13 protein-coding genes are annotated in these 15137 nt (G+C 54.8%); 6 read left to right on the forward strand and 7 right to left on the reverse strand.

Annotated elements, in window-relative coordinates; translation table 11 throughout:
- Window positions 1–6: 6 nt before the first annotated feature.
- From ACYVHX_RS02420 to dnaA, 3 genes are all read right to left on the reverse strand, one after another.
- Complete coding sequence (locus tag ACYVHX_RS02420) at window positions 7–1044, reverse strand: hypothetical protein (RefSeq protein ID WP_460669996.1); 1038 nt, start codon at window positions 1042–1044, stop codon at window positions 7–9.
- Window positions 1041–2000, reverse strand: coding sequence for a GNAT family N-acetyltransferase (locus ACYVHX_RS02425; protein WP_460669997.1), 960 nt, complete (start codon window positions 1998–2000; stop codon window positions 1041–1043). The genes ACYVHX_RS02420 and ACYVHX_RS02425 overlap by 4 nt, the downstream gene beginning before the upstream one ends.
- A 174-nt stretch (window positions 2001–2174) precedes the next feature.
- Window positions 2175–3584: a chromosomal replication initiator protein DnaA gene (gene dnaA, locus ACYVHX_RS02430; protein ID WP_460670413.1), complete on the reverse strand. Its 1410-nt coding sequence runs from the start codon at window positions 3582–3584 to the stop codon at window positions 2175–2177.
- A gap of 395 nt (window positions 3585–3979) precedes the next feature.
- On the opposite strand from dnaA, the gene ACYVHX_RS02435 reads away from it, so the two are divergent.
- Window positions 3980–5353: a methylmalonyl-CoA mutase family protein gene (locus tag ACYVHX_RS02435; protein WP_460669998.1), complete on the forward strand. Its 1374-nt coding sequence runs from the start codon at window positions 3980–3982 to the stop codon at window positions 5351–5353.
- Window positions 5354–5372: 19 nt separating this feature from the next.
- Window positions 5373–7559, forward strand: coding sequence for a methylmalonyl-CoA mutase (gene scpA, locus ACYVHX_RS02440; protein ID WP_460669999.1), 2187 nt, complete (start codon window positions 5373–5375; stop codon window positions 7557–7559).
- Between the two features lie 154 nt (window positions 7560–7713).
- On the opposite strand, the gene ACYVHX_RS02445 is transcribed toward scpA, so the two are convergent.
- Entirely contained in the window at window positions 7714–8154 is a 441-nt protein-coding gene (locus tag ACYVHX_RS02445) for a WapI family immunity protein (RefSeq protein WP_460670000.1), read from the reverse strand.
- A gap of 382 nt (window positions 8155–8536) precedes the next feature.
- Between ACYVHX_RS02445 and ACYVHX_RS02450 the strand changes: the two genes are divergently transcribed.
- Entirely contained in the window at window positions 8537–8914 is a 378-nt protein-coding gene (locus ACYVHX_RS02450) for a response regulator (protein ID WP_460670001.1), read from the forward strand.
- A gap of 72 nt (window positions 8915–8986) precedes the next feature.
- Window positions 8987–9748, forward strand: coding sequence for an MBL fold metallo-hydrolase (locus ACYVHX_RS02455; RefSeq protein WP_460670002.1), 762 nt, complete (start codon window positions 8987–8989; stop codon window positions 9746–9748).
- Between the two features lie 95 nt (window positions 9749–9843).
- On the opposite strand, the gene ACYVHX_RS02460 is transcribed toward ACYVHX_RS02455, so the two are convergent.
- Together ACYVHX_RS02460 and ACYVHX_RS02465 are read right to left on the reverse strand one after the other, a co-directional pair.
- On the reverse strand, window positions 9844–11031 hold the full coding sequence (locus tag ACYVHX_RS02460) for an AGE family epimerase/isomerase (protein WP_460670003.1): 1188 nt from the start codon (window positions 11029–11031) through the stop codon (window positions 9844–9846).
- A gap of 152 nt (window positions 11032–11183) precedes the next feature.
- Entirely contained in the window at window positions 11184–11444 is a 261-nt protein-coding gene (locus ACYVHX_RS02465) for a hypothetical protein (RefSeq protein ID WP_460670004.1), read from the reverse strand.
- A 72-nt stretch (window positions 11445–11516) separates the two neighbouring features.
- On the opposite strand from ACYVHX_RS02465, the gene ACYVHX_RS02470 reads away from it, so the two are divergent.
- Window positions 11517–13118 (forward strand): NFACT RNA binding domain-containing protein, encoded by a 1602-nt coding sequence (locus ACYVHX_RS02470; protein WP_460670005.1) that lies wholly within the window; start codon window positions 11517–11519, stop codon window positions 13116–13118.
- 4 nt (window positions 13119–13122) lie between these two features.
- The gene (locus ACYVHX_RS02475) at window positions 13123–14577 is read left to right on the forward strand and encodes a BNR-4 repeat-containing protein (protein ID WP_460670006.1); all 1455 of its coding nucleotides are present in this window, start codon (window positions 13123–13125) and stop codon (window positions 14575–14577) included.
- Window positions 14578–14688: 111 nt separating this feature from the next.
- Here the strand turns inward: ACYVHX_RS02475 and ACYVHX_RS02480 are convergent, their stop codons facing one another.
- A complete protein-coding gene (locus ACYVHX_RS02480) occupies window positions 14689–15135 on the reverse strand; it encodes a VOC family protein (RefSeq protein WP_460670007.1) in 447 nt (148 codons plus the stop codon).
- Window positions 15136–15137: the final 2 nt, after the last annotated feature.

The raw sequence follows: 15137 nt of genomic DNA on the forward strand, positions 1-15137 counted from the left end.
TCAACCCTACGGACCACTCCGTTTAGCCCGTAGCCTACCAGGCAATCTGACAACGTATAAAATGCCGCGGACTAAAGCCCGGGCGTACGGGATCCACCCGGGCAGCCGGTCGTACGAAATTTCCGTGTACGGGCGGCTTTCGGCTCCGAAACTCTGGTAGTACGCCTTCACCGACTCAGCCCCAATCGCCGGGCTTTCGAAATCAAACGCCACCGGTTTTCCGGCAAATTCTTCGATCAGCCGGTTGATCATCCAGAGCCGGGCCTGCTGCTTCCGCCCCAGCACCGACGCCCCGTTGAAGAGGTAAATAATGCGGTTTTTGTCGATCACAAACAGCCCCCCTGCTTCGGCCTCGCCATCCGGTTTCCGCGCCAGCCAGATCCGCGCCAATCCGCGCTGCTGCACCTGATCGACGGCTTTGGCGAAGCGGTCGTAAATCGTCAAATCCAGCGTGATTCCGCCCACGGCTTTCTCCTCGTTGTGCTGCCGGTGCAGGTGAATCAACGGTCGGACATCCGGTTTTTCATCCACAATCCAGCCTGAATTACGCGCCCGGTTCAGGTTTATTTTCCGGTCCGTCGCGTACTGGCTGAACAGCTCCCCGTACGGTTTTTCCAGCGGCAAGACGTGGTTGGTGCGCCTGATCACCGAAAAATCCGTCGGAAACTGGAGCTCCTGCTCGTTTTTCTCGTTAAACCGGTACGCAACCACCCATTTAAAAAACCGGGTCAGCTCCGCTAAAAAACCGGGCCAGACGGTTTTCAAATCCGTTTCTTCCCGGCTAAAAACCCCCAGCTGCTGGCAGTAATCCGGTTGATAAACGTACCGGATTCCCCCTTTTTTTTTGTAAACGACGGGCATCACGGCCACGTAGTGGCCCTCATTTTCGGCCACAATTCCGCCCCAACGGGGGGCGCCGGCGCCCGTCGTCAGGGCGTCGAGGTACCACGAAAAGGCGTAGAGTAATCGCTGCGTTGAGGCCGTAACGCAAGCATCCCAGCGAGCCGGATCGAGATCGGGACGGTCGAGGTACCGAATGGTCATCGGAGCAGAACGGTTTGGTGCAGCCATTTCTTGAGCTGGTGCAAAAACCGCACCGGTCCCGGCAACTGATTGCTCACCAGCCGGACGTACGCTTCTGATTCGGCCCCGAAACTGCGGTTGAAAGCCGCCAGATTTTCCACTTCCGGACTTTCAAAATCGAACAGCAGCGGCTGACCGGCGTACTCCCGGATGAACTGGTCCAGAATAACCGTCCGGGCGTTTCCCGTCCGGCCTTCCGGGCTGGCCGAACAGAACAGGTGAATGATCCGGTTTACGTCGGTGATCAGCAAGCAACCCGCTTCGATGCGGTCGTTGCGCCGGGCCACCCGAATCCGGACCTGCTGCCGCTCCTGCAACACCCGGACCAGCCGCTGAAGTTTGTCGTAGGCATCGGGAGCCACCCGCCCGATGCCGGTGGTGTTGTGGTCCCGGAACAGCGCGATGAGCGGCCCGATGGCATCGGTTTCGGCAAATTCCCAGTTTTGCAGGAGTCCCCGTTTCAGGTTCGTTTTGCGGTCTTTCGAATAGCCCGCAGCCAGCGCTTCATACGGTTTTTGCAAATTCAGAACGTGGTTGGTCATCGGCAGCAGGTGCCCCGAGTCGGCCATCAAAGCAGGGGTGTTAGCGGCCTGAAACTGATACGCCGGAACGTAGTGGAAACGGGTCCGGAGCGCTTGCAGAAACCGCCCTAAAACCGCAGCATCGGGGGTTTCATGGGCGGCAAATACGCCCAGCTGGTGGCAAAAAAGGGGTTGAACAACGGCTTTGACTCCGTAGCGCCGTCGCACCGGCAGGGGCATAACCCGCTCGTAATCGCCCTCGACCAGCAGCTCCCAACCGGGCGAAACCGCATCCAGATACCAGGAAAACGCGTAAAGCAGCCGCTGCGGAGAACGCGCAAGGCAGCGGTCGTAGGCACTGGTATCGATCTGGCGTCGGGATAAATAGCGAACCAACGGCGTATTGGTTTACGGTTTTTGGTATACGGTTTTCGGTGCCGGGCCGTCGCTAAGGTTGCTGACACCCTCAGCGTTCACTAGTCGCTATTTGACAAAAAAGGTGCCAGTCCCGGCAGAAAACCGCCCCCTAGCGACGGCCCACCGAAAACCGTATACCAAAAACCGTACACTTTACTTCAACGCAGCTTTCAGTTTTTCGACGGTTTCGCGGATTTGCGGGTTATTGCTCATCTGATCGCTGATCAACTGGATGGCGTGAATTACCGTGCTGTGGTCGCGGCCGCCGAAGTGATAGCCGATGGATTTTAGCGATAGTTCCGTCTGGTCTTTCGCCAGAAACATTGCAATCTGGCGCGGAAAAACATCTTCTTTTTTCCGGCTTTTGCTCTTCAGATCGGCCACCGTCACCTTGAAATGATCGGCCACCACATCCTGAACCGTATCAATGGTGACTTCCTTCTCCGAATCGATCACGATGTTGCGGAGCGTATTGCGGGCCAGATCGAGGTCAATTTCCCGGCGATTGAGCGATGCCTGCGCCATCAGCGACACAATGACGCCTTCGAGTTCCCGGACATTCGTATTGATGCTATGAGCCAGGTACTCAATGACGTTGTTCTCAATAAAAATGCCGTCGGCCAGCAGTTTCTTCTGGATGATGGCCGTCCGGGTTTCCAGGTCCGGCTGTTGCAAATCGGCCGTCAGGCCCTGTTTGAAACGCGACTGAAGCCGGTCCTGCATGCCCTGCAAATCACGGGGAGCCCGGTCGGAGGTCATAATGATCTGTTTCTTGGCGCCGTGCAGGTGATTGAAAATATGAAAGAACGTTTCCTGCGTTTTTTCTTTATTGGCCCAGAACTGCACATCGTCGATGATCAGCACGTCGACCTGCATGTAAAAACTCATGAAATCCCGCAGCGAATCGGTCCGGATGGCGTTGATAAACTGGTTCGTAAACTTCTCGGACGAAACGTACAGAACAAATTTATCCTGGTTGTTATTCTTGATGTAATTGCCCACGGCCTGCACCAGGTGCGTCTTGCCCAAACCGACTCCGCCGTAAATCATCAGCGGATTGAAGGCCGTCGTTCCCGGATTCTGGGCGATGGCAAAGCCCGCCGAGCGACCTAGCCGGTTGCAGTCGCCCTCAATGAAATTGTCGAAGGTATAAGCCGGATTCAGGTAGGAGTCGAGTTGCAGCGAATCCAGGTCCTTCATTTTGAAAGGACTATCCAGGATGTCGGCGCCGACGTTATCGGGTTTGGCGCTCTGCGGTGATTTCGTCGTCGGAACGTTGACCGTCAACGGTTTACTCCCTTCGTCGCCTTTGTCGATGATAATGGAATACTGCAGCTGGCCGTGGTGACCGATGGCAAAATCAAGCGCTTTCCGGAGCAGGTGGATGTAGTTTTCCTCCAGCCATTCGTAGAAGAACTGACTGGGTACCTGGATGGTAAGTTCGCTGCCATTCAGGCGCAGGGGAACAATCGGCTCAAACCAGGTCCGAAAACTCTGGTCGGGGACGTTCTCCTGAATCACCTGCAGGCAACGGTTCCAAACCGTCACTGCTTCGCGCTGTATGCCGGGCACGGGTACACTCACTGTTACATTTTGCCAATTCAAAAGCCAATTGTCAATCAACAATCAGCCCGGTGGGTGGAAAAAAAGGGAGACAAAAGTAGAAAAAAAATCAGAGCCGACAAGGTGGATTGCCAAACTCTGAGAGGATAAAATTAAGGGCATTTTTTTTGTCGGTCAATACGGCAAAACAGATTATAAAAATAATGCAACGCGACAACCGACAAGCACGCTCCCCGCTGTGGCTTTACTCCGAAAAGACCTAACTTTGAAAAATGGTTACAAAGGTGGGGAGGTTGGCCGGTTAAAATTCTGGGCGCTGATGAGCCCAGGCGTGTAGGCCATCCGGTCCTTTTTAGCCATTTTAGCCATCCAATTCCATTCACCCGTTCAGTGCTATGACCGACCTTGATCTGACAGCCGGGTTTCCGCCCGTTTCGAAAGCCGCGTGGATTCAGCAGGTAATCGCCGACCTGAAAGGAAAACCGTATGAAGCCCTGAAACAACCGACGCCGGACGGTTTTGTAACGGAGCCTTTTTACACGCCTGACGATCTGACGAACCTTCCACTGGCCGAAAACCAGCGCGTCCAGCAGCGGTCGCCGGGCTGGCTGAACGTGCCGGCCGTGCCTTTCCAGTCGGCAGGCGCGACCAACCCGGTTTTGCGCGATGGACTAGCGAAAGGAGCCGACGGAATGCTGCTCGACCTGAGCGGTTTTGACATCGCGAAGCTGGAATGGAGCCCGATTCTGAAAGGACTGAAACTCAGCGAAACACCGCTCTGGTTCCGGGTAGACCACCAGTCGGACGCCCTGATGACGGTCCTGAAGCCCCTGCTTCCCTATCAACTGAAAGGCGGACTTATCGATGAGCCGATTGCGCGTTACCTCCAGTCCGGAACCAATCCCGACCCGGCGCTGACGCAGTTGGCGCAGGCCACCCGCCTGACCTCCGACTCCCCCCAGTTCCGGACGCTCACCGTGAGCAGTCACGTTTTTCACAACGCGGGCGCCACGGCCACGCAGGAACTGGCGTTTTCGCTCAACACCCTGGTCGAGCTGTACGATCACCTGACGGAAACCGGCCTGCCAATGGAGCAGCTCGTTGCCAAAACCGCCTTATCGGTTTCCGTTGGCACGAGTTATTGTACCGAAATTGCCAAACTCCGCGCCCTTCGCATTCTCTGGGGGCGCCTTTTACAATATTACTCAATAGGCAACCGTCACGATTCGCTCTACCTCCACGCCCAGACGTCCGCGTTCTACGACGCCGGAACGTCGCCCTACACCAACCTGCTCCGGGCTACCACGGAAGCGATGGCCGCCGTGCTGGGAGGCTGCGATGTCCTGACCGTTCGGCCGTACGATGCGGTTTTGGGGGCCACCAATGACGAATTTTCCAGCCGGATTGCCCGCAACGTTTCGGTGCTGCTTCGGGAAGAAGCGCACCTGGACAAAACGCTCGATCCGGCCGCCGGATCGTATTACCTTGAAACGCTGACGGCGCAACTGGCCGAATCGGCCTGGGCGCTGTTTCTGACCGTGGAAGAGAAAGGCGGTTTGCGAAAAGCCTTTGAACAAGGTTTCATCCAGGACGCAATTGAGCAAGCGTATCAGGCCAAAATCGAAGCGGTAAAAACCGGGCGGATTCTGGTCGGCGTAACGAAATTTCGGTCGGATGCCGAGTCGGCTACGAAACCTGCAAGGTCTTTTGAGACCTTGCAGGTTTTACCGGTTTTGCCAAACCGGCGACTGGCCGAAGAATTTGAATAACGCCACACCCGAAACCCTCATGCGCCCCAACTTCACTGCCCCGCCCGAATCAACCACCGCCGACCAGCAACCGTCGGCGCACCAGGCGGCACGTCCGTTTCCCACCGCCGAAGGCATCAAACTAAAACCGCAGTACGAACCCGCCGATCTGGCCGACGCCCAACACCTGGGCTCCGTGGCCGGTATTCCGCCCTTCCTGCGGGGGCCCTACAGCAGCATGTACGTAACGCAGCCGTGGACCATCCGCCAGTATGCCGGTTTTTCGACCGCCGAAGAATCCAACGCCTTTTACCGCCGGAATCTGGCCGCCGGGCAAAAAGGACTTTCCGTTGCGTTCGATCTGGCAACCCACCGGGGCTACGATTCCGATCATCCACGGGTGGTTGGGGACGTGGGGAAAGCCGGGGTTGCGATTGACACGGTGGAGGATATGAAGATTCTGTTCGACCAGATTCCGCTCGATCAGATGTCGGTTTCGATGACCATGAATGGGGCCGTAATTCCAATTCTGGCCTTTTACATTGTAGCCGCCGAAGAACAGGGCGTTCGGCCGGAACACTTGTCGGGAACGATCCAGAACGACATTCTGAAAGAGTTTATGGTGCGGAATACGTATATCTATCCGCCCGAACCGTCGATGCGGATTATCGGCGACATTTTTGCCTACACGAGCCGCTTCATGCCGAAATTCAACTCCATCAGCATCAGCGGCTACCACATGCACGAAGCGGGGGCTCCGGCGCATCTGGAACTGGCCTATACGCTGGCCGATGGCCTGGAGTACATCCGAACGGGCCTGAAAGCCGGGATGAACATTGACGATTTTGCGCCCCGGTTATCGTTTTTCTGGGGAATCGGCATGAACCATTTCATGGAAATTGCCAAGATGCGGGCGGGGCGGGTGTTGTGGGCCCGGCTGGTCAGCTCCTTTACGCCCAAAAACCCGAAATCGCTGGCGCTACGAACCCACTGCCAGACCAGCGGCTACAGCCTGACCGAGCAGGACCCGTTCAACAACGTTGCCCGGACCTGCGTGGAAGCGCTGGCCGCTGTGCTGGGCCACACCCAGTCGTTGCACACCAACTCGCTCGACGAGGCCATTGCCCTGCCCACCGATTTTTCGGCCCGCATTGCCCGCAATACGCAGCTTTACCTGCAACACGAAACCGATGTGACGGCCGTTGTCGATCCGTGGGGCGGTTCATATTATGTCGAATCATTGACCGATCAGTTGATTCAGAAAGCCTGGGCGCTGATTCAGGAAGTGGAAACGCTGGGCGGAATGACCAAAGCCATTGAAACCGGTTTGCCAAAACTCCGCATTGAAGAAGCGGCCGCCCGCAAACAGGCCCGGATCGATGCCGGAAAGGACGTGATTGTGGGGGTCAATAAATACCGCCCGGAATCCGAAAAAGAACTGGAATTGCTGGAAGTTGACAACCAGGCCGTGCGGGAAGCGCAGATCCGGAGGCTTAATGAAGTCAAGGAAAAGAGGAATACGGAAACGGTAGAAGCCGCGCTGGATGCGCTGTCTGAAGCTGCCCGTTCAGGCATTGCCAGTGTTCGTTCCGAGTTGCAATCCGAAACCGCATTGGCCCCCTCCAACCTCCTGGTCCTTGCCATCGAAGCCGCCCGGCAGCGGGCCACGTTGGGAGAAATTTCGTACGCTATGGAAAAAGCATTTGGCCGCCATAAAGCCACCATCCGCGCCGTTTCGGGCGTTTACTCGGCGGAAGTTTCCGACGACGAGAACTTCCGGCTGGCCCGCCACCTCACCGACCAATTTGCCGAACGGGAAGGCCGCCGACCCCGGATTCTGGTCGCCAAAATGGGCCAGGACGGCCACGACCGGGGCGCCAAGGTCATCGCCACCAGCTTTGCCGATCTGGGTTTCGATGTCGACATGGGGCCGTTGTTTCAAACGCCGGAGGAGGTGGCCCGGCAGGCGGCCGAAAATGATGTGCACATTGTGGGCGTGTCGAGTCTGGCCGCCGGTCACAAAACGCTGGTACCGCAGCTGATCGATGAACTGAAAAAGATTGACCGTCACGACATTCTGGTGATTGCCGGGGGCGTTATTCCCGCGCAGGATTATCAATTTCTGTACGAAGCGGGGGTGAAAGGCGTTTTTGGACCCGGCACGGTTATTTCGGTTGCCGCCCAGAAAATCCTGAAAGAGCTGATGCCGGAGCTGGGTGAAGCGTAGCGGGAAAGCGGTTTTGAGGACCATGCGGTTTTGTATACCGATGACACACTGGAAAGTCTGACCGTACCCGGTTTTCGGATTCCGGTTTGGGCCATTTTCGATAAAACAGTCAGCCTGAACACGTTACAGAAACTAATGAAGAAGTAAGCAGACTTCACTCCCGCACCGGAAAACGCCCCAACTGCCCTTCCAGATCCGTGATGGCGTGTTGCAGTTCGTCATCATTCGGGCTCACCGACAGCCAGAAGGGCTTCGTACCGTCGGTATACCAATCCGGGGCCGCTTCCTGATCCAGCTTGATGCCGAAGGCGTATTTGCTCACGTCCGTCGATGCATTGCTAAAGCCCAGGCAGGGTTCCACGAAGGAAAGCCGGGGCGAAAGCTGGCGTTGGGTAGCCACCGAGCGCATCCACTTGATCAGCAACTCAATTTCCCAGGTCGACAGCAAAGGGGCCGTGGTGGTGTATTCTTTATTTTGGTAGCGGGTTTTCAGGCTGATCAGCAGCCAGTTACGATCCATGAAATACTGCGAGTCGCTGTATTCATAGTCCAGAATATCTAATTCGAATGACGAATCGGGGCCAGTTAATTTCATGGGTTAGAGGAGCTATCGATCCGCTTTCGGCAGATCAGGGGATCATTTCTTACACGTTCGCAGCGCAATTCAGCACGAGGCAGCTATGAGGGGAAAACTGAGGCAGCGGGAAACACTGATGGTCAACATCCTGATTCGATAGCCAATCAACTTCTACCATTATGATGTAGTAAAAATACAAAACCGACTGGATTTTATATTAATTTCCGCTTAAAAAATTTCGTGCCCGGAGAAATAATTCATCCTCATCCACTTACTGTCTGAGAAATTGAATTTAGTAGGGCCAGTATACGAACATTTTTTTTGTGTTATTGGAATAGTCGTTAATTTCACCTGTCCAAACTTTTTGTGAAGATACCGTTCACCACAATCCATTGACTTTATGTCTACCAAACGAGTCCTGATTGCCGAAGATAGCTCCGTTATCCAGAACCTAGCCCGCAAAATTCTTGAGTTTCAGAATTACGACATTACCTCCGTCAAAAATGGAGAGCAGGTTCTGCAAATTCTGGAAAAGGAAGATTTCAGCATCATTCTGCTGGATATCAATATGCCGGTGATGGATGGCATGGAATGTGTACGCCGGGTGCGGGCACTTCCCGACAAAGAAAAAGCGGCCATGCCCGTCGTTGCGATTACCGGTAATGCCAAAAACTACACAGAAGAAGAATTCAAAACTGCGGGTTTTAACGACGTTCTGGTTAAACCGCTGAACTTCGACCGGCTGGTGGAAGTTGTGAATCAACTCACGGATAAATAAGGAGAAAAGGAGGAAGGAGGAAAGCAAGAAAGTTTCGTCTTTCCTCCTTTTCTGCTTGCTACGTTCCTCCTTATGATTGTTACCCTACTCGGAACAGGAACATCGTCCGGTGTGCCGCTGATCGGTTGTGCGTGCGAGGTGTGCCGCTCGATCGACTTCCGGGACAAGCGGTTACGAACCTCGATCCACCTCGACATCGACGGCAAAAGCTTCGTGGTCGATACCGGACCCGACTTCCGGCAGCAGATGCTGCGCACCGGCATCCAGCGGCTGGATGCGGTTTTGTTTACCCACGAACACAAAGATCACACGGCCGGTCTCGACGAAGTCCGGGCGTACAATTTCCTCCAAGGGAAAGATGTTCCGGTTTACGGCCACAAACGGGTTCTGAGTCAGCTTCAGACGGAATACGCCTACATTTTCGCCGACAAAAAATACCCCGGGATTCCCCGCATCCGGCTCCACGAGATCAGCAACGAATCGTTTGATATTGAGGGCATTCCATTTACGCCCATTGATGTACTGCACCACCGGCTACCGGTTTTTGGGTACCGCATCTTTAACTTCACGTACCTGACCGACCTGAATTATATTTCCGACGAGGAATTGGAGAAAGTCTACGGAACCCAGATTCTGGTGCTGGATGCGCTGCAAATCGAACCGCACCTCTCCCACTTCACGCTCGATCAGGCAGTGGCGCTGGTGGAACGCATTCAGCCGGAGCAAACCTACTTCGTTCACATGAGCCACAAAATCGGGCTGCACCGCGAGGTCGAGAAACGCTTGCCGCCCGCCATCCGGCTCGGCTACGACGGCCTGAAAATTAACAGCTAGGGAAAAAAGGAGAGAAAAGAAGAAGGGGAAGAAAGGAAAAGTTGGAGGTGAAGCCATTCACCTTCCTGCCTCGTCCTTTCCTCCCGTTTTCCCTCCTATCCTATCCTGTCAATCATTTCGATGCAGGCCCGGCCGTTGTGGTACGGGCATTTCCACATGCTTATTTTGGTATTTCCGAGAATTTTGTGGTTTTCGTCAATGCCGCTGTACCATTCTCCGTTCTTTTTATCCAGCATGTAACTCTTGACAAATTCCCAGGTTTTCAGCGACTTATCCAGAAACTGTTTTTCCTTCGTGAGCTGGTACGCGTTCATAAAACCGACCATCGCTTCGGCCATCACCCACCACGAGCGTTCGCGGTTGACGTGTTTTTCTTTCGGGTCGTACTCGTAATTCATCCCCCCGTCGGACTCCAGACCCGTCGCAGCGGCCCGCGCCATCTTAACGGAAAGCGCCTTGATTCGCTTCACCAGCGCTTCGTCGTGCAGAGCTTCGGCCGATTCGACCAGCAGCCAGGAGGCTTCGATGTCGTGGCCGTAGGAAATGGCGGTTTTTCGGACCTTCCAGTCGTCGTCCATGAACAGGTTCATCCGGTAGGTTTTCGGATCGACAATGTGCTTCTCGAACATCGTGATTAACCCGTGGATTTGCCCGTTGAGTCCTTTGTCCGGCCAGGCGCGGTATAAATTCGTGAATGCCTCCAGAATATGGAGGTGCGTGTTCATGGTTTTACTTTCCTGATTGTCTTTCTTGCTGATGACGTACTCATCCGCCATGCCGGACCAGTCGCGGGTCAGGCACTCGTAAAAACCGCCCCGCTTCGGATCGTAGGCGTGTTTGACCATCAGGCCGTAAATTTCTTTGGCAAAATCCAGCGCGGGCTGGTGTTTGGTGGCGCGGTAATACTCGCTCAGGCCGTAGATCGCAAACGCCTGCCCATACTGCTGCTTGAAGGTTTGCAGCGGTTCGCCTTTGTAATCGACCGCCCAGTAGACTCCGCCGTGTTCTTTATCCCGGAAGTACTTGTTAATGTACGTATAAGCCCGCTCGGCGTAAGGAAGGTACTCGTCGTGCTGCATGTGCCGGGCGGCTGCCGCAAACGTCCAGACGATGCGGCTATTGACCACAATGCCTTTGGCGGCATCGGTTTTGGGTACATTCTCGTAGTTGACCTGACCGTAATAACCGCCCCCCACCGGATCGGGGCCGTATTTCTGCCAATACGCCAGAATGTCTTTTAACTCCTGGTTGAGTTCTTGTCGGGTTGTTCGCAGATCGAACATAACGGCTTAGGAAAGTGTAAAAAAGGAATAGCGAATATTGAATAACGAATATCGAACAATGAAGTCAATAATTCTCATTATCTCCCCAACATTCGTCCTTCGTTAGTCAACATTCGCTATTTCTTGTTTCTCACTTTCTACTTTTCCGCCCATCAATTCCCCGAATCGCTGCCGCTTCGTGAACTGCTGTGACTGCTCCGGCCGTGTCCTCCCCGTTCGTCCACCAGTTCGGCTTTGGATTTCTGGCTGTGGTCTTCCTCCGGACCCTGTTTCGATTTGTTCTGATTGGAACGGGTCTGCTCCATGTTCGGCTTTTGCCCGGACGTATCGCGGGCATCGTGGTTCCGGTTGTTGTCCGAACCAGGCTGTTTATCATTCGAACCGGGTTGGTTCGTGGTTTTGTTGTGTGCCATAACGTCAGTTATTTGGTATAAGAATTCAACAGGTAGTGAGGAAAATTGTTTGGAGCCATACTTTTGTAGACGATGCACACCAACTATTATTTTCTCCGCCAACTAGCCCCAACGCTCCAGCCCCAGCTCGCCGGCCTGAAATTCATGGAATGTTTCAGCCAGGATCGGGACGAACTGGTGCTGGTGTTTGCACAGGCCCGGGGAAAAATCAATTTTTACCGTCCGTTTTTCATCAAAGCCACCCTGCGGCCGGATTTTTCGGGCCTGTTGTTTCCCGAAACCGTCCAGCGCGCCCGCTTCAACAGCGTCGATCTGTTTGAGGACTGGTACGACCGGGAGGTGCGGGCCGTTCGCTCATTTATAAACGAGCGTTGTCTGGGAATTACGCTGGAGGGGGGCGTTACGCTGCTGTTTAAATTCTTTGGCAACCGCCCCAACCTGTTGATTTTTTCGGACGATGCCGTCATTGATTTATTCAATAACAAACTGGTCGCCGACACGCAGCTGCTGCTTTCGGGACTCGATCGCCCGCTCGACCAGTCCTGGGAAGCGTATGAGCAAAGCGGCTTCGACCACCGGAAATTGTTTCCGACCTTTGGGAAGGTCGTTAATGCGTATCTGGAGGAGAAGGGCATAAAGGAAACGGGTGAAAAGGAGAAATGGGCGCTGATTCAGGAAGTCGTTCGCCAACTGGAACAACCGCACTACTACCTGACGACGTTTCAGCACAAACCGGCGCTCTCGCTGTTGCCCTACGGCGAACCGATCCGGCAGGAATTTACCGATCCGATGGCCGCCAGCAACCGGTTTTATTCGGCCTACATGGGCCAGAATACGATGGATCGCGAGCAAGGCGACGCCCTGCGGTTGCTGGAAAAACGGCTGAAACGTACCCAGGCCGCCATCGACAACAACCTGCAACGGCTGGTCGGGCTGGACGAAGCCGTGAAGAACGAAGAAATCGCGAACATCCTGATGGCCAACCTCCACCAGATTCCCGAAAAACCGGGTTCGCGTTCGCCCGAAACCGTCGAACTGGAGGATTTTTACCGGAATACGCCCATCAAAATCAAGCTTAAAACCGACCTGAGTCCGCAAAAAAACGCCGAGCAGTACTACCGGAAATCCAAAAACGAGAAAATTGAAACCGACCTGCTCCAGCAGCAAATCGAAAACCGGGAGCAGGAACTGGGGCAAATTCGGCAGCAGATCGAGTCGCTCCAATCCCTTGAATCGTTGCGGGAGTTACGAAAGTACCTCAAGGCCCACCCCGTCAGCGACGAAAAAACCGCCGACGGCTCCGCTCCGCTTTTTAAGCAGGTGGTTCACGAAGGGTTTGTGATTCTGATTGGCCGCAACGCCAAAAACAACGATCTGCTCACGCAGCAGTATGCCTACAAGGACGACCTCTGGCTCCACGCCCGCGACGTTGCGGGTTCGCACGTCATCATCAAATACAAAGCCGGAAAACCGTTTCCGAAAACCGTGATCGAGCGGGCGGCCGAACTGGCGGCCTGGTATTCCAAACGCCGGACGGACTCGCTCTGCCCCGTCATTGTGACCCCCAAAAAGTTTGTCCGCAAGCCCAAAGGGCTGGCCGCCGGTCAGGTGAAAGTAGACAAAGAAGAAGTGATTCTGGTCGAACCCAAAGACGAAAAAACCGCCCCTTCCTAACCCCATGAGCATCCGTATTTTCCTGATTATCAGCAGTCTGTCTCTATCGCTCAGCACCCGGGCGCAGGTCGAAACCCTTAATCAGCCCGCTGCGGGCTACCGGGGCATCTGGTATTTCATCGGTCCCACCAAAAATGAATACGCCTACAAATACAGTGGCGGTTTGGGAACGTATCCGGCCAATCATTACCCCTTCTCGGTGTACGCGCCCGCCGTTGAGCGGACCTTTTTCTGCTACGGGGGCGTCACCGATTCCACCTCCCGCGAGCTGGGTCACATGGTCGGTTTTTTCGATCATAAAACCGGCCTGGTGTCGCGGCCCACGCGCCTGCTCAACAAACAGACCGACGACGCCCACGACAATCCAGTAATTCAACTCGACGATCAGGGGTATCTCTGGATTTTTTCTACCTCGCACGGCACCGAGCGCCCGTCATTCATTCACCGCAGCCGAAAACCGCACGACATCAGCGCGTTCGACCGCATCGAAGCCACGCGCCGGGATGCGAACGGGCAAACCGTGCCGTTCGACAACTTTTCCTACCTGCAAACGTACTACCAGCCCGGACAGGGTTTTTTCAACCTGATGACGCATTACGACCGCAATGTGCTGATCTACGGCGCCAACAAACCCCGCCGGACCATTGCCTACCTCACCAGCCCGGACGGCATCCACTGGTCGGCCTGGCAGGACCTGGCGATCATTGAAGAAGGGCATTACCAGAGCAGCGGGCAAAAGGGCGGCAAAATCGGCAGCGCGTTCAACTACCACCCCAACACCAAAACCGGCGCCGGACTGGACTACCGAACCAACCTGTATTACGTGGAAACCGACGATTTTGGCAAAAGCTGGCACACCGCCGACGGCCAGCCCCTTACGTTGCCCCTCAAAGACACGCTCAATCCGGCCCTGGTGAACGACTATCGGAAATTGGGTCGGAATGTCTACATCAGTGATGTTAACTACGATGCTGAAAACCGGCCGATCATTCTGTACATCACCAGCAAAGGACCCGAACCGGGACCGGCCAACGGCCCGCACGAATGGCACGTGGCGCACTGGACCGGCCAGCAGTGGGCCGTTCATACCGTGGCGCAGGGCGATCATAACTACGACATGGGCTCGTTGTACGTCGACGGAAAAACCTGGCGAATCCTGGGGGCTGTCGAAGCGGGGCCGCAGCCGTACGGTACGGGCGGGGAACTCGCCATTCTCGAAAGCCGCAACGCCGGAAAATCGTGGAAAAAGACGAAAGCCGTTACGCAGAACAGCGTTCGGAATCATACCTATCCCCGGCGGCCGGTGGCGGCTCATCCCGGTTTTTACGCCTTCTGGGCCGATGGCGACGCCCGAAAACCGTCGGCTTCGTTCCTGTATTTCTGCAACCAGCAGGGGCAGGTTTTTCAGTTACCGGCGGAGATGAAAGCGGATCTGGAAAAACCGGTGCGGGTTAAGTAGAGCAGGCGGTTTTAATGATAAATAATAAATGTAAAAGGTCGAATGTAGAAGTGGTGGCTGCGCAAAGCATCTTCACTTTTACATTCGACCTTTTACATTCAACATTCTCATTTATTTCTTCTTCTCGTTCAGCTCAAACAAATACCCGTCGGGATCGGGGAAATAGATCTGTACTACGCCGTCGAAGCGGACCTGTTTGTGGAATTTGATATTCCGCTGGGTCAGAAACTGCTCGGATTTGGCAATATCGTCGACAAACAGCGCAATGTGACTGCCATCTTTGTCGTGCACGAAGGACGCCGTTCGGCCTGCCAGCAGGTGAATCTGTTGTCCGTTGCCCATGTCGAACCACGAGCGGATGGCCTTCAGGTTGTCGGGCACCGGAATGGGTTTGAGTCCCAGAATATCGCGGTAAAACTGGGCGCTCGTCTGAATGTCTTTCACCTGCAACGCCAGGTGGTTGTGCCCGACAATGCCGAGCGAAGCGGGTTGTGATTGGGCAAAAACCGTACGGCCGCTCAACAGCAGGGCGGAAAGCAAAAGGAATTGTTTTAGCATGG

It is taken from the genome of Larkinella ripae (assembly GCF_054780775.1).